This is a genomic window from Agarivorans aestuarii, from assembly GCF_019670125.1.
In the GTDB taxonomy this organism is placed as follows: domain Bacteria; phylum Pseudomonadota; class Gammaproteobacteria; order Enterobacterales; family Celerinatantimonadaceae; genus Agarivorans; species Agarivorans aestuarii.
In genome coordinates this window covers 1,497,209-1,519,136 of sequence record NZ_AP023033.1, presented here as the reverse complement: position 1 = coordinate 1,519,136, position 21,928 = coordinate 1,497,209, and the positions used below count along the sequence as shown (strand labels likewise).

Sequence of the window (21,928 nt, the reverse complement as noted above, 5' to 3'; positions counted from 1 at the left end):
AAACAAGCAAAGCAACATTTAATTTCATATTTGTATGACTAGTTCACAAAATAACAACAATTGTATTATAAAAACACATTATTGCAGTTCATCGCTGATTTTTTCATCATCAACAAAGCTAACATCAAATTTCATAAACAAATCATCACGTTTATGAACGCTGTTGGTCATTTACTTTTAAGCAGTTGGTAAGCCGTGGCCTGCAGAAGGCTGGGCAACTAAGGATAAACCCGCTCGTCTTAGTCTGCCTTAATGTAACTTCACAATAAGCAACAAGGTTTTACAAATAAGGAAATGAGTAATGAAACCTATTGATAAATGCACTGATTCGAACAAGACACTCATTAATGGTAAAGCACTAAAAAAATCACTTTGCTTTGTTGTTCTAGCGCTATCTTCTTCGTTGGCGACTGCTGCAACTTTCAACATGCAAAAGATGGAAACGGGCTACTCAATTGATGGGAACGGCGGCGCTGTTGAAGGACAGCAGCTTTACCTATGGACAACCAAAACCACCAATGTAAATCAAAACTGGGTGCAAATTAGTCATGGAAGTGGTTACTACTCTTACAAGAAAGAGGGTACTAGCCTTTGTTGGGATGGCGGAACGGGTGGTGCTAAGCGTCAAGCAGTTACCCTAGAGGTATGTGATTCCAGCAACTACGACCAACACTGGAAGAAAGTTAAAGTAACCAGTGGCACCGAGATCTACCGTTTTGAAAAACGCAATGCACCAGGCTTTTCTATCGATGGCAATGGCGGTGCCGCACTGCGCCAATCACTCTACCTTTGGACATCAAGCAGCGGCAACATTAACCAGCAATGGGAACTAACCAGAACCGATGATACATCTGGCGGCGGTTCAGGTGGCGGTAGCGGCGGCGGTGACCACAATCTTGATGCGTCTAAAGCACCTTCTGGCAATTTTGATCTATTGGACTGGTACCTAAGCATTCCAGTAGATGAAGGCGACGGTTACGCCACTTCAATTAAAGAAGTAGAGCTAGCGGCAAGTTACGAAGATAGCTACTTCTACACCGGTAGCGACGGCGGCATGGTGTTTTACACGCCAGTTAAAGGGGTAACAACCTCTAGCGGTACCAAATATGTACGCACCGAATTACGCGAAATGTTGCGCCGCGGAAACACCTCGTATTCTACCAGTGGTAAAGACAATAACTGGGCGTTTTCAAGTATTCCAAGCAGCAGCCAAAGCGCTTTTGGCGGCATTGACGGTGTACTAGACGCCACCCTTGCGGTAAATCACGTGACCACAACAAGCTCAAACAACGAGCAAGTGGGCCGAATTGTAATTGGGCAAATTCATGCAGAGGGGAACGAACCTATCCGCCTTTACTACCACAAACTACCGGGTAACAGTAATGGTGCTATTTACTTTGCCCACGAAACGTCGAAATCAGACGGTGGTAACGAAACGTGGTACAACCTACTAGGCAGCATGGTAAGTTCAAATGGTGATTTAAACAGCACCTCTAACCCATCAAACGGTATCGCCTTGAACGAAGAGTTCTCTTATACCATTACGGTGAATGGTGACTCACTTACTGCCAAGATCAGCCAAAATGGCAGCCAGCTCGCCAGCAAAACTATCAACATGTCTGGCAGTGGTTACGATGATTCCAGCAACTACATGTACTTTAAAGCCGGCATCTACCTGCAAGACAACAGCAGTAACGATAGCGACTACGCAAAAGTCACTTTCTACAAATTGACCAATACTCACGATAACTACAACCCATAAGTTGAGTTGTCAGAGTATCTAACAAGCAGACAAAGGCCGCTAATTAAGCGGCCTTTTTTATGTTTTAAAAAAAACAAATTGTAGATGACTAGGTTTAGCTAAATTAATTGCCAGCACATTTATGCCCCATTCCTTGCCAGTAGCGTTCAACCTCACAAATCACTGTGAGGTGGTTTGACCTACATTTTCTTATCTGTGTAATGTCTAGTCAGCTAGGGTCTTACCACACAGCAACCCTAGAGTTTGGAACACCTATAGTAAATCGCTTTTTTTCTCGATTTATGTAGAATGTTTTCAGATCTTTAGGGAGTGATTATGAATCAAACGCAAGCGAAACAAGTCAAGGATGCTTTAGATCGATTAAGCAATATAGATCTTTCAACAAAACTAACCGAAGCATATCCTGATGTAGCTGATACTGACCAAACGGTTATCGGTGAGCTGTCTATAAACGAGTTTGTAGGTGCAATAGAACGTATCTCAGTTGCTTTTGAACATGCTGATATAAATGGGCAGCTAAAGTTCATGCCGTTTACTTGTAACTTTCAAAATGACTTTGGCAACGGTAACTTGAACCAAGATTTTGCTAACTTGGTTAATCAGATAAACGGTAATAACTATCCTGCTGCTGTATCGAGTATCAATAGATTGCTTCATTACTTAACTTTGAATGGTTTATATGTTCGTTCATCTGACTTCTATAGTCCGATAGACCTTGAAACTGAACAAAATCAAATCACTACTTTAAAAAACTACTTGTCAGGTGTTTCTGAAAACCTTTCTGAGCTACTAAACGAATTCGAAGAAACGAAAGCTAAGTTAGATAACTTAACCAAGTCTAAATCAGCCGAATTAAACGAGATTACAAGTCTGTTAGAAGCGGCTAGACAGCAAGAGTCTGAAATCAACAGTATTAACAATAAAGGTTTGCAGATAATCACTCGTGCCGAAGACGGGGTAAACAGTAATGAGCAAACAAAGTTAGACCTTGACCGACGGATAAGAGAAGCACAGAACTTTCTAAAAGAAAGAGAAGAAAAGTTAGACGAGTTTATAGCCGAACAAGATAAGCTATTCGAAGAAGCGTTTTCTAATACGGAACATCAAAGAGCAGAGTTTGCGAAGCATGACTCTGAAATGATGCTTGCACTAGCTGATATAGAACAAAGACATAATAGCTACAACGAACGAAGCCAATACCTAGACGATCTGATAGGTCGTGAAGTAGGAGCTTCTTTGTTTGAGACTTTTAAAGCACGTAAAAAAGAACTGACAGGTACTATCAAGTTCTGGGGTTTTCTTGTTCCTGTAGCTGCGGGTCTTACTATTTGGTGGATAGGTTCTATCTTTAATGGAACGTCTTTAGCTGAACTGACTTGGCAAAGCTTCGCTGTAAACTCATTAAAAATCATCCCTGCTTTGGCGTTTATGTGGTTTGTTATCTCGCAGTATTCGAAAGAAAGAAACTTCCAAGAGGAGTATGCTTTCAAGTCTGCTGTAGCACTGACTGTGAACTCTTATGCTGAACAGTTGAACACTGATGAGAACAAAGACAAGTTGATCATGGAGTCAGTAGACAAGATCTACAGAACACCTATAGATAAGAAGCTTGAACATGCTTTATCTGCTAATACCGTTAAGGAGCACACGAGCTTACTAAAGCAGATTGTTAGTGACGTTAAGTCTATGAACCCTTTGTCTAAGTAAGTAGATTCGATAGTATGTCAGATCGAACTTATTACTAAGGTGTTGTGGCGCACCTAATTACGTATTCCAGATGACGCTTTCAATGGCGAGGGTACACATACTGAAGAACTGATCTAGCTTCCATTTGCAATAACCCAGAGAAGAGCTGGACATACAGCGTTGCCATACGCCACCTAATCCGTAGATCTCTAAATTAGCAAAATCGCTAACTCAGAATTGTCCAAAAACGTGTTGGAGAATGATCAATCTTTAATCTCACTACTTCCGAGATTAAATAGAACCTAATAGCAAAAAACGATCAAACTTTATTGCTCGCCGACAGCAATACATAAAGCTCTACGGTTATGATAATTTCATTACCGTTGATTTTGAGCATTTAAAGACACAAAAGTGTGAATTACCGAGCAGCTTTCTTAATTCGTCAATACACCCCCATCTTCTTTTGAGGACAGCCACACTCCTACATAAGTGCCTAAAAATGGACCTGCCAACAGATGTTACGAATCTGTTTAGTGGCTTTTTCAAAAACTATATGTGGAGCTTAGTAAATGATGATTCCAACGATCAATATCTCTACGATGCGATACTTAGCGTTAGCATAGAGGCCATCCCTTTATTTGACAAAGCCTTTGCTAATATAAGAATGATGGCTGAGTTAGGGCATGCCCCTTCAATGACTTTTCTAGCTGAACAATATACCGGTTCTCGGCAATCCATTTACTGGCAGAGTCGATGTAATTTGAAGCAATAAAGGCTGAGTAAGGTCTTAAGTACTAACCAAGCAAATAGTGAATATCTGTGTGCTTAATAGCTCCTTAAAGTTCTGATAGTAAGCTGGTTGGTGAATTGAAACCCAAAGAGAGAGCTGTAAACTCTCCGACTGCTTTTACTATACATTCGGCCGCGCTTCTAAGGTTTCCTTTATTATCTGCCATTCTGCTGTATGGAACTGTTCAATTTGCTCAGCAGCTCGCGAGCTCAATGTTTCACTGTCGGCATGGGCGCCTTGTATGTGCGATTTCATTAGTTCGATAAAGAAAGCGGCGCTAAAAAGCCACTCAATGCAACAATGATTGAATTCACCTCGCTTCTCTATCCAAATTTTGTTGCGCACATTCTCCTTATGCTTTCGAGTTCGCTCGCTCTCCCACATGTCTTTAATTTGCTGCAAAAGGGCCGCTGCGCCACCGAGTTCTGCGTCAATCACAAACAGGCTTACAGCTTTTAAAGTTTCCAGAAGCTTCTCATAGTTTCTATGGCGCCACATTAGCAGAATGGCCAAGCTGGTAAAGATAATATCGCTGCGCGCTTTCCATACATGTGCTTTTACTACATTTAATCTTGCGTTAAACATATTGACTGTTTCAATAAATTCATGCAGCTCCCGGGCAGTCTCAGTTTCTAGCCCGTTAGCAGCGGGTGGGGTCGACGATTGAGCATGATCTTCCGCGCCTTCGAATTCAAAAGCAGCAAGTGCTGTCGTGGTCTCAGTAAAGCTTTCGAGAATACGTGTGATGATGCGTAGGTGTAACACATTCAATAGCACCGCCGCTTTTCTTTCAGATGATGTTTGATCGTCAATTAACTCGCAAAATTCATGTTCCAAGTTTGTTAACAATAGGGCAATGCCCATCGGATCGTTAATAGGTTCATCCTGGTTATCACCCATGCGCCGCTCCTTAAAATTGTTTTGAAAATAACCATGGCCAAACTCGGTGTTAATTAAAGAGTAAGTATAGTGATGTTGTTAAGATCTGGTCGAAACTAATACATTGATTCAGTGCAGCGAGTGAACAGAATTCTTTGCGTCAGTCATTTGGTACTTAACTTAATTTGGATGTACGATTAAGTGGTCTAAGCAAGGAAGCTTTATCAATATGAAAAATGCCAAAAACAAGCTAACTCAGATTGCTATCAAATTGGGTCTAATTGGTGGCTGCTTTTGGATTATTAGTGTTCCTTTAGGGCTTTATGATTGGTTCAATAAGGAAGATAAAAAGCAAGAGCTTGACAAGGCTCACATGGCGAAAGCTCAGGAAACAATTAATAAAGCCAACCGTTCAGAAGAGCTAGAAGCTAAACTTGAAAGCAATGAAGCAGTAATTAAAACACTAAAAGCAAATCAAGAAACGCGTGTCTATCGAAACCGCAATACGGATGATAGTAATAAATATTGCACTGGCGGTGAGTTGCAATACACGGTGACTTTCAGGTCTTATTACGAAGGTACAGATAAACAATACCCCAACTCTGGAATAGGCTATGAGTACTATTGCGAAAGTAACCTTAAATTAGCAGTGGGTGATATCGAAAGAGCGTCTAACTACCACGGTACGAAAGGTGTGGAAGACATAGACAAAAAAGTAATTTCTATCACCGAGTCGCCAAACTAATATCGACTACCACATTAACTTGATAGAAAGGCGCATAAATTCGCAAAGCCTCCTAGCGAAAAGTGAGGGAATATATTGATGAAATACTTACTGACAACGGGGCATCGTATTCCCAAGTTTTATAGGGCAGATGGTTCAGTTGTGGAAATTGAGCTGAACTACGTTGAAAGCAAAACGGTTTCTTTGATAAATGAAGAAGGACAATTAAGCCATTTACATATAAGCGGCACACCACCTTGTGCGGGTAATGTATGGTTAGTTGATTCAGTAGAAGAGTCGTTACGCCGCTTAACTGAACAAGGGGTTCACCCGTTTATGAATAAAGCATCGGCAAGAGCGAACGCTAAAAGACTTGGATTGCAGTCATTCAAGTACATTGCTGTGCCCTAGCAACTAGAATAAGCTAAGCCGGTTGGTGAATTGAAGCCCAAAGAGGAATGAAAGCTCTCGTGTTCGAAAAAGCTTATTTTGTTTTTCTTGTTAAGAATGCTAAACAACCTCTTTGTTCTGTTTAAGCATTTCTTCCAAAAACTTCGAAAATCTACCACGCTCTTTTGCTGCGGCTTTAAAACCATCAGGGCTGGGAATACCTGTTATAGCCTCTAGCTGATCATAGTGGGCCACTCGAACCTTGGTGCTTTCAATTACATTGTTTGCGTGATGGATGCTTGATGGGATATCTTGTGAGGCAATCAAGCAGGCATCTGTATTGAGAGAGTTTAAAATATGCTTAACAACCGTTGATTGCTTGCTTGAAAACTCATTAGACGTAAGGCAGCTTTTATATATAGCGGTAAAAACATCGCTTTCCTCAAAGTCAGGTTTTGCAAAAATCACCAAATCTGCCAGGACTATCGTATATTCCACATCTTGATCTAAAGAACCATAATGGGAAGTAAAATCAGAATTTCTAACAGTTCGCTCAATTTTCTCTATTGTTTCTGCTAAGCCTTTAAGGTTTTTGATAGCTCGCCGCATTATCAATCTTTCTACGCAATGCTTGGTGTAAACAGCACCTAAGTCCGTTCCGATTACTCTTTCAAGGCAACCTTTTTTATTTGGAAAGTATTGTTTAACTAAATAGAGGTTTTCGTTCTTGCTTACGAGGGAGGTAGCTTCAGTTAGTTTTCCAAAGCGGCCGAAGTTCTCAGTATGTCGTTGCACGCCGTAATGGCCTATTTCGAACTGTTTTTTTCTTAGGTACTCATAGAACGCTGTTGGAGAACATTTTTGAAGCCTTAGTGACTTAGATATCTGTGCAGAACAAATCTCCTGCTGGATCTTAACCCAAAGCGCTTCCGAGTCTTTTTCAGCTTGTAACTCAGCTTTAGTTTTGTGTGTTTCCATGGAGCTCCATAAGCATAGTGCGTTCATCCTGAAGGGAATAGCATAACCATTGTTATGCTTGGTGGCCATTTAACTCATGTGTAAAACTGTTGCAAATTAATAGGCGATAGGAAGAGTCATGACCACATTTAAGGCATCAACGCAGTACAACGACTGGAACGGAAGCATAGCAGCTGATGATAATGAATCTGACTTCTTGTTGGAGCATTTAAGAAAAAAAGGGCTAATAGCGGACAGGGATGTCATAGTCGGTGCAGAATTCACTTATATAGACACGGATAAAGTGATTATTGAATGTTTAGTGATGCAGTTGGAGAAGGGGCAGTCACTACAAAATGTACTGGCTGCTAACGCAACACTAAGGCTTAAGAAGCGTCAGTTAGAAGTAAGTTTATTGCAGTTCTTTAGTTTTTTTAGGCGCCTTAATATCACACTCTCTTCTTTTGGTGAATTGGAAGGAAGCCGGTATATTGTTGAATGACAGTGTTTTAAAGAGGTTTGGCTATGTACAGTATTGGTAAGGCCTGAGAATCCTAGGCACTTTCTAGGTTCTCAAAATACGGTTCACCCGTAACTTGAAATTGTCCAAAGACGTGTCTGCGCGTTCATCACCAACACGTGTAAGGCCCGTCTTAAATTTTGTCGATTGGGTAGGAGTGATGTTAATTTACGCACCTAAAACCAGCCTTAACGACCATTCATCTACTGATATTCTGGTTGCTCCTATTCCAGAGGAAGATAAGTAAAAAAACAAGGAGACAGATGCCTCATTTTTCTTTGTTAAACCTCATCTAGGGCTTTCTTTGCCACCCAATAAGAAAGATTAGTCAAAAGATTTGTCTGCACCTTAGTGAGCTCTACCACTCCCCTAGGGTTTTCAAAGAATGTGCCGTAGTGAGGGAAATCTTCTAGCCCTTCCTGATTGCCAATCAAGCGCTTCTTCTTCGTTATCAACTTAGCAAGGTCTTTGTCTTTTAGTTTTCGCTCCCAAGCAGAGCTTCGGCAGTTATATACCCAGGTGATTTCGACTTCATGACCTGCTTCTATTCCGTAGTGCTCATTGTTCGTGGTTACTAGCTTGGTTTTTGCAAACAAAGCAGTTTTGGCAATATATTCATCACTACTGGATTCCTTTTTCACCAGTTGACTGAGCTGCTCTATAAGCTTTATCAGCTCTTCCTCACCATTGTTAAATACCACATTAGTGGAAAAATCTTCTTTTTTAAATAGGTTATCGATTGGCACGAACAAGGCTTGCACCGATTTGTTAAACCCACTATCCAAAGGCTTTTTCATATTTGGAGAAAACGGCTTTTTGGTATTCACAAAAACCACAATCTTGGTCATTTTGCGCGCCAGCAATGGCATAATACCAAGGTTCTCTAGATGGCCACCATCAGAGTGCGGATATTCCTCGGATACTGAGTTATCCCCCTCTTCTGGATTCAATGGCATATGATTAAACTCAGGGAAACCAAGTGCTCCTAATCCTATATTGCTCGTTATTTCTTGAGGTGCTGCACCAGTACTGGCAATAATGTCATTTAGAGAAAAAGCTTTTTCATTTGTAATATCGAAGCTAAGTACCGGAGCCTGCTTCACCAGCAGCTGTTCGCGTCCATCTAAGTCTCGCTTGCTGTAGGGGCCCTTACAGTCGTAACCGCAGCTCGTAATGTAGCCACCTCCAAAATAGTCATTGCTACTCCAGAGGTCTTTATCTACATGACCAACCCTCACTCCTGAATAAAAGGGGGTGTATTCAACGTGGTATTTCTTGTCTGAAGCTAAGCCATCTTCGTTAAGTAGAGTCGCCCCAAGGATTAGATAGGGCGCCCCCTTGCGTACATGATAAAAATCCAACTTAGTACTAGAAGGAAAGCCTTGGCGAGTTAAGACTTCGCTCTCTTGATCGAAAGTAAAATATCGACTCGGGTCATGCAGCCCATAGGGTTTTAAAAATACCTCACCAAGCGAGTAAGCAAAACTCTCATCACCTTTTAACTTTAGTCCGCCTACGATAAGGTTGCTAACGAGCGGAGAGTCTGAAATCGCGCTTTGCATTGATCTAGAATGTACAGATTTGCTGTTAGAAAAGGTGATATTTTCAGGGTCTCTAATCTCACCAAAGTACAGCTCAGTATCGTCGGTATAGGTAAATGGCGTCGCCGCCCACCCCCCCCCAGATACTGCCGAGATATATTTGACCCTTGGCAACAAACCTAATTCATCTAATGCCTTAAGCTGTCCCAAGGTACATGCCGCTGAGCGAGTCCCCCCACCGGAAAAAGCGACACCCAAATCTCTATGGGTATAGTGTTGCTGAAAGCTTTCTAATTCAACCTCTGGAAAATGATTCTCATCGATCCACTCACGAGACCAATAGTCTACATAGAACCTACTCATCGTTATGTACTTCCCTGTGTGTCGACCTAACCATGGACATGAATAAAGTTAGTTGAGTCCAGTGACATAGGCAAATAAGTGGGTCAAAAGAACAGAGTGCATTAGGATATGGAGTCAGGTTTCCTAACCTGTAGTTGATAAGAAAAGTTAACCAGGAACGTTTTGGGTGGCCGTACGCCTCCAGTACTAGAAGTCATCCGAAGAGTCAGAATGTTCCAAATGGGTTAGGTAAGCTGACTCGTTTTTGTCCAAAGACGTGTTAAGAAGAGGTAAACCTATATCACCCTGATAGGATCAACTCGCAGCTGCCAAACGCATTACCGGTTTATCATTAATCGGCAAATGAATTAATGCTGCGATAAAAGCTAGTGCCACAGTTGACCACCAGATAGGTTCGTAAGAGCCGTAGTAATCATAAATACGCCCACCTGCCCAAGCGCCTAAAAAACTGCCAATTTGATGAGTAAAAAACACCAAGCCATACAAGGTAGATAAGTAGCGAGCGCCAAATATTTGCCTAACCAAACCAGAGGTAAGCGGCACAGTACCTAACCAACAAAAGCCAATAGCGCCACCAAATAATGCCGCTGTGCTCTCGGTCACCGGCAAACTCACAAAACCAGCGATGACCACTGTTCTCATAAGATACAAGGCCGACATAACATGGCGCTTGCTAAATCTGTCGCCCATTACGCCCCAAAAATACGAGCCAAAGATATTGAAGATCCCCACATAGGCTAAAGCCATGGCCCCGGTTGTGGCACTTAAGTTTTTATCAGCGAGGTAACTCGGTAAGTGAGTGGCAATAAACATCACATGAAAACCACAGACAAAAAAACCAGCATGAATAAGCCAATAACCTTTATGAGAAAACGCCTCTTGTAAGGACTCTTTAAGGGTTTGCTTTTCGTCTACTACCACTTGATTTTCAGTACTAGGTTTAGCGGTTTTCATAAACATGGCAAACGCCACCATTAACGCGCATAACAAAGCAAAAGCTTGCAGGGCTTGCTGCCAGCCCATTTGGCTTAACATAAGTTGCGCGCCTGGGATCATTGCAAACATACCAAAGGAGCCTGCCGCGGTAGTTAAGCCAAAAGCCTTTGCGGCATGTTTAGCAGGTACTACTTTAGCCACTGCGCCTAATACAATCACATAGCTCGTGGCACTAAGCCCAAGCCCTACTAATGCACCCAAAGATAGATACAACATGCTAGGCAGCGCGGCGATTGAGCTTAAATATAAACCCAGTGCATAAGCTGCCGCTCCCAGCACTATCACTCGTTTTGCTCCCCACTTGTCTGCAGCCATCCCCACAAAAGGTTGGAACATGCCAAACAACAAGTTTTGCAAGGCAATGGCAAAGCTAAAAAACTCTCTACCTAACTGAAAGTGCTCTGATACTGGCATCATGAAAATACCAAAGGACTGGCGAATACCAAGCGAGATAACCAAAATGCCAATGCCTAGCCAAACCAATGCCGGAAAGCGAAAAATACTCATGTAAGCCTCTTACTTAATGATGAGAATGGTGGTGAGAGTGATGTTGATGCTGCGATGCATCGTCATTAATTTGATGGCAGCCGCTATTCATAGCCTGTTCAGCCAACAGCTTTAATAAGCTTGGCGAGTGATGCACAACAAGCAGCGTTAAGCTTAATAACAGCAGTATTCTCAGCATTTGAGCCAGAATAGATTGCGAAAACATAGGGTATTTTATTTGCGGGTAACCAAAAGAAGCGCGGAGTGTACGCAGTTCTGTTTCCTCAAACTAATGAATTTAACTCAGGGAATATATGCACAAAGCGCATAGCTTAATCAGCAGTTTTATTGTGCAAGAAACAGCAACAACAAGAAGTTAAAAACTGCACAAGCCAGCGCCTATATATCAACATTCACTGGGCTACACCGATAAGCGCCAGCCCAGTGAAAAGTGCAGAATTACATAGGTTTATCTAGGGTAAAACAAAAACGGGTGCCTTCGCCTAAGGTGGACTCCACGCTAATTGATGAACGATGCAGTTGCACTATTCGCTTAGCAATGGCCAAACCTAAACCGCCATGTGAACTTTTATCTTTAGCTCGATTAGCTGCTCGATAGTGGGCGTCGAAGATATGTGGTAAATCATCGCTGGGGATCCCAGTGCCAGTATCACTTACGGTAATGGCTAACTTATTGCCCTGCTCTGCTTGGTCGATTTTTACTTTAATCTCGTCGCCTTCGCTACAGTGACGGATCGAGTTCTCCAACAAGTTGGTAAACACTCGCTCAATACGTTGAATATCGGCGCAGGCGACTAAGGATGGGTCTTGCGGCTCTACACTCATTACCACCTGCTTTTTCTGGGCAGCTAACTCGAGCTTTTGAATTACGTCCTGGGCTAATTCAGCAATTGCGACTGACTCTTCATTAATCGTAGCTTGGTCGCTATCAAGGTGAGCCAGCTCAAATAGCTGCTCCACTAAGCTAGAGGTTTTACGTGCGCTGCTTAAAGCTACTTTAATTAACTGCTCACCTTCTTCTGGAGATAAGTCTCGGTGTTTTAACTGCCAAGTTTCTAAGTAACCTTGCAGTGATGCTAGCGGTGTTCTCAGGTCGTGAGAAACATAAGAAATAAGCTCTCTGCGCAATTGGTCGGTGTCTTTAACCTTTTGATATTGGCCCTTAATGGTGGTGGCCATATCACTAAAGGCAGCGCCTAGCTTTTGCACTTCATCGTGAGAGTTATTTTGCCAATGCCCTGCAATGTTAGCGGTTTGCTCCAAGCCAACATGCTGAAACTGATCAATATCCTTAGCTAAGCGACGCAGTGGTTTGGTAAGCAAACCGAAGATGAGAAATACCACTAACAAGCTAAAACCTAAAATGAACAAAAGCCCCAGCATGCTTAATTTCATAATGTGACTGCTTTGCAGCAGCTCGGCAACGCTGTCGTAGATCTCGCCGCCAATGATGATGTATAGATAACCTTTTAAGCTATTGCCTTCACGAATTTCGGCCACCGAAAAAATCTTACTTCTTGAGGGAGAACGAGGGTCATCGCCAATAATTGGCATGGCTCTAGAACCGTCGATAAAATCTCGAATTGGCTTTAAATCTAACTGCCTGCGTTTGATTTTGCTGGGATCGGCTGAGTAAGTCACCACCTTGCCGGCGGTATCAAGAATGTAGAACTCAAAACTTGGGCCTAAGATCATCATCGAATGAAAAGCCTGCTTAATCGCTTTAGGATCAAGCTCTCCATCTTTAAACAATTGGCTTTCGTAAACTAAATGTTCGGCTAATTGTAAATGCAGTTTTTGTTCAATTTCGTTTTGATACTGCTGCGAGCTTTGATGAGCCAAGCCCAGTAATAAGCCACCCGCTAAAATAAAACACACCACCACGGCCAGCATTAACTTGCTGTAAAAAGAACTGATAAATCTAAACATCATTAAACTTGTACCCTACTCCCCACACAGTTAGCACGTATTCAGGATTAGAAGGGTCGCTTTCTAACTTGGTGCGTAGTCGATTGATATGCGAATTTACGGTGTGCTCGTAGCCGCTGTGTTTATAGCCCCAAACTTGGTCTAATAACTGAGCTCGGCTGAATACTAAACCCGGTGATTTGGCCAAATGCAGCAGTAAATCAAACTCGGTAGAGGTAAGCTCCACCGCCTGATTGCGCACTGATACTTGGCGACGACCAATGTCGATGGATAAGTCCTTCCACTGCATGGTAGTGGCGTCGGTTTGTTGCTGGCTTTGCACTAGCATATCAACGCGGCGCAACATGGCTTTCACTCTTGCTTGCAACTCGCGCACGCTAAAGGGTTTAGTGAGGTAGTCATCTGCACCCATTTCTAAACCCACCACCCGATCGGCCTCTGAGTCGCGTGCGGTGAGCATTAAAATTGGCGTGTTGTGTTGTTGGGCGCGAAGTTGTCGACAAATGTCTAAACCGTCCATGCCGGGTAGCATTAAATCAAGCACGATTAAGTCGAAGTTATCGCTGCTGGCTTTAGCGTAACCTTGCGCGCCATTCTCGCAGCTTTCTACTTGATACATCATGTCGTTTAGATTCATGGTGATCAGGTTATTAATATCGTGGTCGTCTTCAATGACCAGGATCCGCGGGGACATATAGGCTCCTTTCCTTGTAATGAACGACCACAATGAGTAAGGCACTCACCCGCACCTAAGTACGGGTGTAGTGTTCTCTGCGCTAGTTGGTACGAGTAATCACTACTCTTCCCACTGTGCCAGACAATCGATGATCTGGCAGCAATACTGACGCAGGGTCGTCGGCTTGTGTAACTAGACCGGGATGACGCGAAACTTTATTCATTACATCATCACGTGCCGCGTTAAACCCTTCACCGCCATCAGCTGGCCCAGGAATCGTTCCCACCGCTTCGCTGTTTTGCTCGGTTCCTGCATCATAGGCTGGCAAGCTGTAGGTCATGCTATCACCCACCATTAAGCCACCAATATCAATACCATTTAGCCCGGTAAATGCATCGTTAGTATTTACCATCATAGTGGCTAGTGATAACTGCATATCGCTGCGCTCACTTGCACTAATCATTAAGGTTTCATAAGCGCCTGGGCCAATAGCGCCAGCACCTGTAACAGCAACATTATCATCGGTAAACATGTCTGCTAACTGGCTAGCGTCACCACCTTCGGCCATGGTTTCTAGAGGAACGCTAGCAGAAGTGCCTAGCGACCATAAACTGATGGTTGCACTATGAATACCCACTACAGCTGGTGATAAGGGCTGCGCCGAGGTGTCGTTATAAATGGTTACTTCATACTCTAGCGTATCTGGCTCAACCACGACGATTTTCTCGTCATCACTGCCACATGCACTTAGTCCTGCCGCCATTACCGCTACGGCCAAGGCTCTCTTACTAAAACTTGAGATAGCCATAGATCCTCCTTAATTACTTAACGGTAACAACCACTTTTGCAACTGGATTTAACCAGCGGTGAATACGGCTGTCTAGGTCACTCATGCCGCCCGTTGCATCTTGGTCACCCACATTACCAGGATGAATATGAATGTTGGTATTGCTTGATGCTGTAGCTACGCCACTGCCGCCAGTTCCGCCATTCATGCCAGGGTTTGCAGGAATACCAGGAGTACCAGAAGCTCCGCCGCCATTTACAATCTCATCGTTGGCTTCGGTGCCGGCGTCATAACCATTCATGTAGAAGGTATAAGTGCCTGCTTCACTTGGAATTTCCCAGCTGTCTTTACCTACAAAACCATCATTGGTTGGCAGTAACATAGCCACAATACTCAGATGGGTGTTGCTGCCAGTATCTAGGTCACTCACCATCACGTAATCGGTTGGTGCTAATAAACCAGCCACTGGATTGGCTGACGACACTGCGCCAATACCGTCGGCAATTGTGACTAAACCAGAGATGTCTCCACCCTCTGCCATCATCTGTAGGGCTGGCGATGCCGCAGAACCTACTTCAAATAGGTGGGCGTCAGAAGTGTGTGCAGTTACTAGTAAAGGGGTGTAGTAAATACCTTGCGTTAAGTTAGTAATTTTAACGTCTACTACCGCGGCTTGGCTTAATGTACTTACAGCAATAAACGGCATTGCTAACAGAGATGACTTGAGATCCATGGTTCGCTCCTTTTGCGGTCCTTATTTAACAGTCAAATCCAGTATAAGAAGCACATGTCCCAACCAATTCACGAACTTATCACTTTTCTATCACAGGCATTAAAGCCCATTTAAAACAAACAGTTAAACTTAAAAAATTGTTTGAAAAAACGAGATTTAGACAAATATTTGCGATTTGTTTCAAATAAACTCAGAGATACCACTTTAGTAGTAATTCGTGCACCAAACAGATCCCAAACAGCACCAAGATGGGTAAATATTAAACACCACCCGCTAGAGCATCTTCACCTCTCCATCAAACAAAAAACCTATAACCATATGTATTTAAAGGAATTATTAAATAATTACTTCACTTCCGGCTTAATGGCTCGTACGTTGCAAATAAAAAACAAAAGATTCATTCGTTTCACACCAAGTAAACTCGCTAAGGAAGCTTTATGTATACCTTCAAAAAACTATTTGCTAGCGCAGCCATTTTACTTTGCGCTCTAAGCAGCACCGTAAGCCATGCCGACCAACTAGCTACTTTAATGGAGCGCGGCGTATTAAAAGTAGCCGTACCACAAGATTTCCCTCCGTTTGGCTCGGTGGGGAGTGATTTACAACCCATGGGCTACGACATTGATATGGCTCGCTACCTAGCAGAGCAGCTAGATGTAAAACTAGAATTAGTGCCAGTAACCAGCGCTAACCGCATTCCCTACTTACAAACCCGCAAGGTTGATTTGGTTATTTCTAGCCTAGGCAAAAACGCCGAGCGTGAAAAAGCCATCGATTTTAGTGAAGCTTATGCACCATTTTTCCTTGGTGTATTTGGCGCCGCAGAGGTTAGCGTTGATTCTGCGGAGCAACTGGCAGGTAAAACCGTTGGTGTTACCCGTGGCGCAGTTGAAGACATAGAGCTAAGCAAGTTGGTGGATAGCTCTACCACCATTAAACGTTTTGAAGACAATAACACCACCCTGTCAGCTTACTTATCAGGCCAAGTAGAGCTTATTGCCACTGGTAATTTAGTTGCCACAGAAATTGCCAAGCGCGTTCCAACACGCAAGCCAGAGACTAAGTTCTTACTTAAAAACTCTCCGTGTTATGTAGGTGTGCTTAAAGGCGAGCCAGCACTGGTTGCCAAAGTAAACGAGCTAATTGCTAAAGCAAAACAAAGTGGTGAGTTAGAGAAACTCTCGCTTGCATGGTTTAAAACATCGTTACCTAAAGAGTTGTACTAAAGGAGCGCGCCATGAGCTACCAACTAGACTTTAGTGGCTTACTGCCCTACATGCCTGAGCTTGCCAAGGGCTTACTCACCACTGCCGAGCTCACCTTGTATTCAACCTTTGCAGGGATCTTACTCGGTACTGCAGGGGCTGCAGGTAAAATAAGTAATAAAGCTTGGTTGCGCTGGCTCATAAGCGCCTATGTAGAAGTCATTCGTAATACACCGTTTATTGTGCAGTTATTCTTCATCTTTTTTGGCTTGCCAGCCTTGGGGGTAAAACTAAGTGCTTGGCAAGCGGGCTGCTTGGCCATGGTGATTAACCTAGGCGCCTACCTCACCGAAATTATTCGTGCAGGTATCGAAGCCACCCCTAAAGGCCAGTGGGAAGCGGGTAAAACCTTAGGCTTAAGCCACTGGCACATTTTTAGCCGTATTGTATTACCCACTGCGTTTCAACGTATCTATCCGGCCTTAGTTAGCCAATGCATTATCGTGATGCTGGGCTCGGCGGTGGTCTCGCAAATCTCTGTCGAAGAGCTCACTTTCTCAGCCAACTTTATTCAGTCGCGCAACTTTTTAAGCTTTGAATCTTACTTGCTCACCGCACTGATTTATTTGCTGCTAGCCATAGCCATGCGCCAACTGTTTGAGCTGGCCGCACGTCGCGTTTTCAAAAACCCTGCATTGTAGGAGTAGTTTAATATGATGCAATTTACCGATTGGGACATCTTACGCAACCTGCTACTGGCAGCGCGTTGGACGGTCTTGTTATCACTCATTGCCTTTGCCAGCGGTGGCTTAGTTGCCCTGCTGCTAACCTTTATGCGCATAAGCAAAAACCCCGTGTTAAGCGCCTTGGTTAAAGGCTATGTAGAGCTGTTTCAAGGCACACCACTGTTGATGCAGCTGTTTGTTACCTTCTTTGGTTTATCGCTAATTGGCATTGATGTGAGCGCCTGGAGCGCTGCCATCATTGGTTTAACCTTGTTCACCAGTGCCTTTTTATGTGAAATCTGGCGCGGCTGTATTGAATCTTTACCCAAGGGACAATGGGAAGCTTCTCGCACCTTGGGTTTGAGCTTCTTTCAAACCATGCGCTACGTTATTTTGCCGCAAGCACTCACCGTGGCCATTGCTCCTACCGTAGGCTTTTCGGTGCAAGTGGTGAAAGGCACTGCACTCACATCCATTATTGGTTTTGTAGAGTTAACTAAAGCCGGCACCATGCTTAACAATGCCACCTTCCAACCCTTTAAAGTGTTTGCCTTAGTGGCAGCGCTGTACTTTTTGTTGTGTTTCCCGCTGTCTTTATACAGCAAGCATTTGGAGAAGAAGCTCAATGTCACTGGTTAGTATTGAACAAATTCATAAGTATTACGGCCAACACCATGTGCTAAAAGGCATAGACTTAAAAATAAAGGCTGGCGAAGTTATCTCTATTATTGGCCGAAGCGGTTCTGGAAAAAGCACCCTATTGCGTTGCATTAATGGTTTAGAACCCTTTCAAAGTGGTGCCATTATTGTAGATAAACAAGCGGTAAGCGAAGACGAAAAACAGCTTAGGCTACTTAGCCGTAGTGTAGGTATGGTGTTTCAAAACTTTAACCTCTTCCCCCATATGACCGCTGGCGAAAACATTATGTTAGCGCCCAAGTTAGTACTGGGGAAAAGCCAGCAAGAATGTCGCGAGCTAGCAAAAGAAGTGCTGGAAAAAGTGGGTTTAGCCGACAAGTTTGATCAATACCCCACTAGCATGTCGGGTGGCCAGCAACAACGCGTGGCCATTGCCCGCTCTTTGGCTATGTCGCCTAAAGTATTGCTGTGTGACGAAATAACCTCGGCTCTCGACCCTGAGCTGGTAGGCGAAGTACTCAAAGTTTTAGAACAACTGGCCGCCGAAGGCATGACGCTAGTTTTAGTCACCCACGAAATGAACTTTGCTCGCGACGTTGGTGATAGAGTGGTCTTTATGCACCAAGGAAAGGTGTGGGAAACCGGCGACAGCAAACAGGTGTTTGCTCAGCCCCAAACCACCGAGTTACAAAGTTTTATTTCTGCAGTGTTATAAGCTGTAAGCAATAATGAAATTAAAAGGACCTTAAGTAATCATGACAAAATCGGCCTGTGCATTTAACCAACGTATTGTTGAACACTATCCGCAGCTTTCGGCCAAAGCACGGGTAGTTGCAGATTACTTGCAGCATCATCCCGATAAAGTATTGATTCAATCAACCGCCGAAATCGCTAGCGCTTGCCAAGTCTCCAAAGCCAGTGTGAGCCGTTTTTTCCGTCAACTTGGTTACCAAGACCATCAGCACGTCTGTGACGAGCTCCGCCAAGAGCGCGAATGGGGACAACCCCTGTTAACCAGTGAAGCGAGCGATACGAGTGAACACAGCGATTTAGCAGCAATTAGCCAAGTATTTAAGCAGCTAGAACAGATTGATTGCGAGGCTTTAGTTAAGCAGATTAGCCAAGCCAAACGGATAACCATTATTGGCTATCGCAACAGCTATCCACTGGCTTTGCACTTTCGCCAGCAATTGATGCAGTGTCGCAAACAGGTCTATTTATTGCCGGTTCCAGGCCAAAGCATTGGTGAAGAGCTAGCCCAACTCAACGATAAAGACTTAGTGATCATAATAGGTATTCGCCGCAGACCTAAGTTATTTACAGCGCTTATAGAGCAATTACAAAATCTGAATTGCCTGCTGATTACCGACCAAAGTGGCCAATGCTATCGCACTCAAGTAAGCCAATTATTGGTCTGCCCGATGAGCAATCATTCTGCCTTAGATAGCTATGCAGCGCCGATGAGCTTGCTCGCCCATTTAAGCAACAAGGTCTACGATTACTTAGCGCATTCAGCTCAAACCCATAGCAACCAAGTCAGCAATAATTATCAATTACTTGATGAGCTAGAAGCTCACCACTAAACATTACCTCACTGTTGTTTACAGAACCCAATAAGGGGAACCACTAAGCAGCAGTGAAACAATTGAACCAAACAAGTAGACAATGAGCCAATTAGCGCATTCTCTCAACAAATTTAAGGATAACTATGAGCCAAGCCATAACTGCCCCAGCTGCCACCGATGCGCCAGCCTTTAGCCAACAGTGTGTAAACTTAGCCGACAACCGTTTAGGCAGCCAAATCATCGCAGTGAGTGACGATTTTTTTGCCAAAGCCGAGCGCATGCTCAACCACTTGCCGGCGCTGTTTTACCCAGACAAATATGATGATAACGGCAAATGGATGGACGGATGGGAAAGCCGCCGCCGTCGTGATGCAGGCCACGACTGGTGCATCGTAAAACTAGGGGTTGCAGGCAAGGTTAAAGGACTACAACTAGATACTAGCTTTTTTACCGGTAATTTTGCCCCAGCGGCCAGTGTTGAAGCTTGCTACTGTGAGCAAGATACACCACCAAGTGATACCCAATGGCACAGTATTCTCTCTGCCAGTGCTTTAAGTGCCGATAACCACCACTTTTTTGCTGTAGACACTGAGCAGCCGATTAGTCATCTAAGAATTAACATCTTCCCCGATGGTGGCATTGCCCGTTTACGGGTATTTGGCCACCCCATCCCACAACACTCAAGTGAGCAAAGCATTGATCTAGTTGCCCTTAAAAATGGCGGCAGAGTCATTGGATACAATGATGCGCATTACGGTACACCCAGCAATCTACTTGCGCCAGGCAAAGGCGTTAACATGGGCGATGGTTGGGAAACCCGCCGCCGCCGAGAGCCGGGTAACGATTGGTGCATTATCGCTTTAGGTCAAGCTGGCGAGGTTGATAAAATTGAAGTGGCCACCACTCACTTTAAAGGCAACTTCCCCGATAAACTGTCGATACAAGCAGCCAATATTCAAGATCCTAACGATTTAAGCTTGATCAGCCAAAGTATGTTTTGGCAGGAGTTATTGCCTGCTAAGTCACTTAGCGCCGACAATGACCATCACTTTAACGAGCTAAACTCGCTTGGCACCATCACTCATATTCGAGTGAATATTTACCCCGATGGCGGCATCAGTCGCCTGCGCTTATGGGGTAAATCCGTTTAAGGAACCGGTATGAAAAAACTCAGCTTACAGCCGCTTACTCAAGCGGCCTTTGCGCCCTTTGGTGATGTAGTGGCCTGCGACAAAGTCTCGCCCTTTGCAATCAATGGTGGAACCACCAGTCGCTTCCACGACTTGGCCGAATTACAGGCCAGTGGCAACCAAGCCAAGCTGATTGTCTCGATATTTCGAGGTCAAGCCTTTCAGCTGCCACTAGCCATAGATATGCTGGAACACCATCCCTATGGCAGCCAGCTATTTATGCCCTTGTCCCAACGCCCTTATGTTGTGGTAGTGGCAAAGCCTGGTGAGTTAGATGAAGATAGCATTTGCGCCTTTTGGGCACAGCCTGACCAAGGCGTTAACTATCACAGCGGGGTATGGCATCACCCTTTGATTAGCTTGCAGCACACTAGCGACTTTTTGGTGATTGACCGAAGCGGCGAAGAAGCCAATTGTGTAGAACAGCAACTAAGTGAAAGTATACAGCTACAGCTAGCTTAGCTGCTCGGCCAAAAAGTCATACACCATACGCAGTCGTCGGCTGGTATTTAGCTCTCGATGAACCACCAGCCAAGATTGTGTAGGGATTGCAGCTAGAGAAGGAAAGGCGCGCTCGACCAAGGGCTCGCTGTCGCCTACTTGCTCTAACATAAAGCCAATGCCAACGCCCTGTTTCACCAGCTCCCACTGGACTAAATGGTTGCTCACCACCGCCGGAAAGTTACTTTGCTTGAGCGAGAAACCTAGCTTAGCCAGCTCATTAATCAACTCATCGTTTTTATCGAAAGCGAGGAATTTTGCATCAGCAAGACTTTGAATAGTGCGAGGCTGTGGCCACTTAGCTAAGTAACTTTTAGCCGCATATAAATGCACATCGATATCCGCAACGCGGCGGGCGATTAACTCCAATTCGGTAGGTTGATATGCCCGAATGGCAATATCTGCTTCTCGGCGTAGTAGGTCGCTAGAATCATTGCTGGCAATAATCTCTACCCGCACACCCGGGGCGTGTAGCCGTAGTTTCTCAACAATACTCGGCAGAACAAAAGCTGCCACGGCCTCCGAAGCCGAAATGCATACATCACCTTCAATGGCTTCTGCCCTACCTGAAGCGGATAAAGACAAGTTATTAGCCGCTTGGCCCATGGCTTGAACATGTGCCAATAACTCTACGCCACTGGCAGTAAGGCTTAGCCTGCCCCCCACTCGCTCGAACAAGGAAACCCCTAGCTCTTGCTCTAAGGCCGCCACTTGGCGACTTAAAGTAGGCTGAGTCATCGCTAATGCCCGCGCAGCAGCGGATAAAGAGCCTTCTTCAGAGGTGACCAAAAAAGCCCGAGCCCTATTCCAATCAAAATTTATAGAACGCCTATCCATACAAATACGTATACCCAAGATGCATT

The 21,928-nt window shown here is 44.2% G+C and carries 23 protein-coding genes; 14 read left to right on the top strand and 9 right to left on the bottom strand.

Features of this window, described 5'->3' with window-relative positions; all coding sequences use genetic code 11:
• The first annotated feature begins 301 nt into the window (after positions 1–301).
• From K5609_RS07125 to K5609_RS07115, 3 genes are all read left to right on the top strand, one after another.
• Positions 302–1,762, top strand: coding sequence for a polysaccharide lyase family 7 protein (locus tag K5609_RS07125; RefSeq protein ID WP_246611954.1), 1,461 nt, complete (start codon positions 302–304; stop codon positions 1,760–1,762).
• A 315-nt stretch (positions 1,763–2,077) separates the two neighbouring features.
• Complete coding sequence (locus K5609_RS07120; protein WP_221076569.1) at positions 2,078–3,469, top strand: hypothetical protein; 1,392 nt, start codon at positions 2,078–2,080, stop codon at positions 3,467–3,469.
• Positions 3,470–3,947: 478 nt separating this feature from the next.
• Entirely contained in the window at positions 3,948–4,220 is a 273-nt protein-coding gene (locus K5609_RS07115) for a hypothetical protein (RefSeq protein WP_221076568.1), read from the top strand.
• A gap of 138 nt (positions 4,221–4,358) precedes the next feature.
• On the opposite strand, the gene K5609_RS07110 is transcribed toward K5609_RS07115, so the two are convergent.
• The gene (locus tag K5609_RS07110; protein WP_221076567.1) at positions 4,359–5,138 is read right to left on the bottom strand and encodes a hypothetical protein; all 780 of its coding nucleotides are present in this window, start codon (positions 5,136–5,138) and stop codon (positions 4,359–4,361) included.
• Positions 5,139–5,346: 208 nt separating this feature from the next.
• On the opposite strand from K5609_RS07110, the gene K5609_RS07105 reads away from it, so the two are divergent.
• The gene (locus K5609_RS07105; protein WP_221076566.1) at positions 5,347–5,862 is read left to right on the top strand and encodes a hypothetical protein; all 516 of its coding nucleotides are present in this window, start codon (positions 5,347–5,349) and stop codon (positions 5,860–5,862) included.
• A 78-nt stretch (positions 5,863–5,940) separates the two neighbouring features.
• Complete coding sequence (locus tag K5609_RS07100) at positions 5,941–6,252, top strand: hypothetical protein (protein WP_221076565.1); 312 nt, start codon at positions 5,941–5,943, stop codon at positions 6,250–6,252.
• A 99-nt stretch (positions 6,253–6,351) separates the two neighbouring features.
• Here K5609_RS07100 and K5609_RS07095 read toward each other — a convergent pair whose 3' ends face one another.
• A complete protein-coding gene (locus tag K5609_RS07095; protein ID WP_221076564.1) occupies positions 6,352–7,209 on the bottom strand; it encodes a hypothetical protein in 858 nt (285 codons plus the stop codon).
• A 118-nt stretch (positions 7,210–7,327) separates the two neighbouring features.
• On the opposite strand from K5609_RS07095, the gene K5609_RS07090 reads away from it, so the two are divergent.
• Together K5609_RS07090 and K5609_RS07085 are read left to right on the top strand one after the other, a co-directional pair.
• Positions 7,328–7,690 carry a hypothetical protein gene (locus tag K5609_RS07090; RefSeq protein ID WP_221076563.1) on the top strand — a complete coding sequence of 121 codons (363 nt, stop codon included), beginning with the start codon at positions 7,328–7,330 and terminating at the stop codon, positions 7,688–7,690.
• A 94-nt stretch (positions 7,691–7,784) separates the two neighbouring features.
• Positions 7,785–7,955 carry a hypothetical protein gene (locus K5609_RS07085; protein WP_221076562.1) on the top strand — a complete coding sequence of 57 codons (171 nt, stop codon included), beginning with the start codon at positions 7,785–7,787 and terminating at the stop codon, positions 7,953–7,955.
• A 34-nt stretch (positions 7,956–7,989) separates the two neighbouring features.
• Here the strand turns inward: K5609_RS07085 and K5609_RS07080 are convergent, their stop codons facing one another.
• The 6 genes from K5609_RS07080 to K5609_RS07055 all read right to left on the bottom strand — a co-directional run bounded on the left by K5609_RS07080 (position 7,990) and on the right by K5609_RS07055 (position 15,240).
• Positions 7,990–9,612: a patatin-like phospholipase family protein gene (locus K5609_RS07080; RefSeq protein ID WP_221076561.1), complete on the bottom strand. Its 1,623-nt coding sequence runs from the start codon at positions 9,610–9,612 to the stop codon at positions 7,990–7,992.
• A 294-nt stretch (positions 9,613–9,906) separates the two neighbouring features.
• The gene (locus tag K5609_RS07075; RefSeq protein WP_221076560.1) at positions 9,907–11,115 is read right to left on the bottom strand and encodes an MFS transporter; all 1,209 of its coding nucleotides are present in this window, start codon (positions 11,113–11,115) and stop codon (positions 9,907–9,909) included.
• 438 nt (positions 11,116–11,553) lie between these two features.
• The gene (locus tag K5609_RS07070) at positions 11,554–13,047 is read right to left on the bottom strand and encodes a sensor histidine kinase (RefSeq protein ID WP_221076559.1); all 1,494 of its coding nucleotides are present in this window, start codon (positions 13,045–13,047) and stop codon (positions 11,554–11,556) included.
• Entirely contained in the window at positions 13,037–13,738 is a 702-nt protein-coding gene (locus K5609_RS07065) for a response regulator transcription factor (protein WP_016402779.1), read from the bottom strand. The genes K5609_RS07070 and K5609_RS07065 overlap by 11 nt, the downstream gene beginning before the upstream one ends.
• Before the next feature lie 82 nt (positions 13,739–13,820).
• Positions 13,821–14,528: a spondin domain-containing protein gene (locus K5609_RS07060; RefSeq protein WP_152779470.1), complete on the bottom strand. Its 708-nt coding sequence runs from the start codon at positions 14,526–14,528 to the stop codon at positions 13,821–13,823.
• Between the two features lie 13 nt (positions 14,529–14,541).
• Positions 14,542–15,240 carry a spondin domain-containing protein gene (locus tag K5609_RS07055; protein WP_221076558.1) on the bottom strand — a complete coding sequence of 233 codons (699 nt, stop codon included), beginning with the start codon at positions 15,238–15,240 and terminating at the stop codon, positions 14,542–14,544.
• Between the two features lie 437 nt (positions 15,241–15,677).
• Here K5609_RS07055 and K5609_RS07050 point away from each other — a divergent pair, with 437 nt between their 5' ends.
• From K5609_RS07050 to K5609_RS07020, 7 genes are all read left to right on the top strand, one after another.
• Positions 15,678–16,466 (top strand): transporter substrate-binding domain-containing protein, encoded by a 789-nt coding sequence (locus tag K5609_RS07050; RefSeq protein ID WP_221076557.1) that lies wholly within the window; start codon positions 15,678–15,680, stop codon positions 16,464–16,466.
• Between the two features lie 11 nt (positions 16,467–16,477).
• Positions 16,478–17,146, top strand: a complete 669-nt coding sequence (locus tag K5609_RS07045) for an amino acid ABC transporter permease (protein WP_221076556.1) — start codon at positions 16,478–16,480, stop codon at positions 17,144–17,146.
• A 12-nt stretch (positions 17,147–17,158) separates the two neighbouring features.
• A complete protein-coding gene (locus K5609_RS07040) occupies positions 17,159–17,809 on the top strand; it encodes an amino acid ABC transporter permease (protein ID WP_221076555.1) in 651 nt (216 codons plus the stop codon).
• Positions 17,802–18,524, top strand: a complete 723-nt coding sequence (locus tag K5609_RS07035; RefSeq protein WP_281423345.1) for an amino acid ABC transporter ATP-binding protein — start codon at positions 17,802–17,804, stop codon at positions 18,522–18,524. Before K5609_RS07040 ends, K5609_RS07035 begins: the two co-directional genes overlap by 8 nt.
• A 40-nt stretch (positions 18,525–18,564) precedes the next feature.
• Positions 18,565–19,392 (top strand): MurR/RpiR family transcriptional regulator, encoded by an 828-nt coding sequence (locus K5609_RS07030; protein WP_221076553.1) that lies wholly within the window; start codon positions 18,565–18,567, stop codon positions 19,390–19,392.
• A 125-nt stretch (positions 19,393–19,517) separates the two neighbouring features.
• Positions 19,518–20,525, top strand: coding sequence for an allantoicase (gene alc / locus K5609_RS07025; RefSeq protein WP_221076552.1), 1,008 nt, complete (start codon positions 19,518–19,520; stop codon positions 20,523–20,525).
• Positions 20,526–20,534: 9 nt separating this feature from the next.
• Positions 20,535–21,026, top strand: a complete 492-nt coding sequence (locus K5609_RS07020) for an ureidoglycolate lyase (RefSeq protein WP_221076551.1) — start codon at positions 20,535–20,537, stop codon at positions 21,024–21,026.
• Here the strand turns inward: K5609_RS07020 and K5609_RS07015 are convergent.
• The gene (locus K5609_RS07015; RefSeq protein WP_221076550.1) at positions 21,018–21,902 is read right to left on the bottom strand and encodes a LysR family transcriptional regulator; all 885 of its coding nucleotides are present in this window, start codon (positions 21,900–21,902) and stop codon (positions 21,018–21,020) included. The genes K5609_RS07020 and K5609_RS07015 overlap by 9 nt on opposite strands.
• Positions 21,903–21,928: the final 26 nt, after the last annotated feature.

What these genes read in the sequence shown, in the direction of transcription:
- K5609_RS07125 (WP_246611954.1), top strand. Translation starts at nt 302, where the DNA reads ATGAAACCTATTGATAAATGCACTGATTCGAACAAGACACTCATTAAT.
- K5609_RS07120 (WP_221076569.1), top strand. Translation starts at nt 2,078, where the DNA reads ATGAATCAAACGCAAGCGAAACAAGTCAAGGATGCTTTAGATCGATTA.
- K5609_RS07115 (WP_221076568.1), top strand. Translation starts at nt 3,948, where the DNA reads ATGGACCTGCCAACAGATGTTACGAATCTGTTTAGTGGCTTTTTCAAA.
- K5609_RS07110 (WP_221076567.1), bottom strand. Translation starts at nt 5,138, where the DNA reads ATGGGTGATAACCAGGATGAACCTATTAACGATCCGATGGGCATTGCC.
- K5609_RS07105 (WP_221076566.1), top strand. Translation starts at nt 5,347, where the DNA reads ATGAAAAATGCCAAAAACAAGCTAACTCAGATTGCTATCAAATTGGGT.
- K5609_RS07100 (WP_221076565.1), top strand. Translation starts at nt 5,941, where the DNA reads ATGAAATACTTACTGACAACGGGGCATCGTATTCCCAAGTTTTATAGG.
- K5609_RS07095 (WP_221076564.1), bottom strand. Translation starts at nt 7,209, where the DNA reads ATGGAAACACACAAAACTAAAGCTGAGTTACAAGCTGAAAAAGACTCG.
- K5609_RS07090 (WP_221076563.1), top strand. Translation starts at nt 7,328, where the DNA reads ATGACCACATTTAAGGCATCAACGCAGTACAACGACTGGAACGGAAGC.
- K5609_RS07080 (WP_221076561.1), bottom strand. Translation starts at nt 9,612, where the DNA reads ATGAGTAGGTTCTATGTAGACTATTGGTCTCGTGAGTGGATCGATGAG.
- K5609_RS07075 (WP_221076560.1), bottom strand. Translation starts at nt 11,115, where the DNA reads ATGAGTATTTTTCGCTTTCCGGCATTGGTTTGGCTAGGCATTGGCATT.
- K5609_RS07070 (WP_221076559.1), bottom strand. Translation starts at nt 13,047, where the DNA reads ATGATGTTTAGATTTATCAGTTCTTTTTACAGCAAGTTAATGCTGGCC.
- K5609_RS07065 (WP_016402779.1), bottom strand. Translation starts at nt 13,738, where the DNA reads ATGTCCCCGCGGATCCTGGTCATTGAAGACGACCACGATATTAATAAC.
- K5609_RS07060 (WP_152779470.1), bottom strand. Translation starts at nt 14,528, where the DNA reads ATGGCTATCTCAAGTTTTAGTAAGAGAGCCTTGGCCGTAGCGGTAATG.
- K5609_RS07055 (WP_221076558.1), bottom strand. Translation starts at nt 15,240, where the DNA reads ATGGATCTCAAGTCATCTCTGTTAGCAATGCCGTTTATTGCTGTAAGT.
- K5609_RS07050 (WP_221076557.1), top strand. Translation starts at nt 15,678, where the DNA reads ATGTATACCTTCAAAAAACTATTTGCTAGCGCAGCCATTTTACTTTGC.
- K5609_RS07045 (WP_221076556.1), top strand. Translation starts at nt 16,478, where the DNA reads ATGAGCTACCAACTAGACTTTAGTGGCTTACTGCCCTACATGCCTGAG.
- K5609_RS07040 (WP_221076555.1), top strand. Translation starts at nt 17,159, where the DNA reads ATGATGCAATTTACCGATTGGGACATCTTACGCAACCTGCTACTGGCA.
- K5609_RS07030 (WP_221076553.1), top strand. Translation starts at nt 18,565, where the DNA reads ATGACAAAATCGGCCTGTGCATTTAACCAACGTATTGTTGAACACTAT.
- alc (WP_221076552.1), top strand. Translation starts at nt 19,518, where the DNA reads ATGAGCCAAGCCATAACTGCCCCAGCTGCCACCGATGCGCCAGCCTTT.
- K5609_RS07020 (WP_221076551.1), top strand. Translation starts at nt 20,535, where the DNA reads ATGAAAAAACTCAGCTTACAGCCGCTTACTCAAGCGGCCTTTGCGCCC.
- K5609_RS07015 (WP_221076550.1), bottom strand. Translation starts at nt 21,902, where the DNA reads ATGGATAGGCGTTCTATAAATTTTGATTGGAATAGGGCTCGGGCTTTT.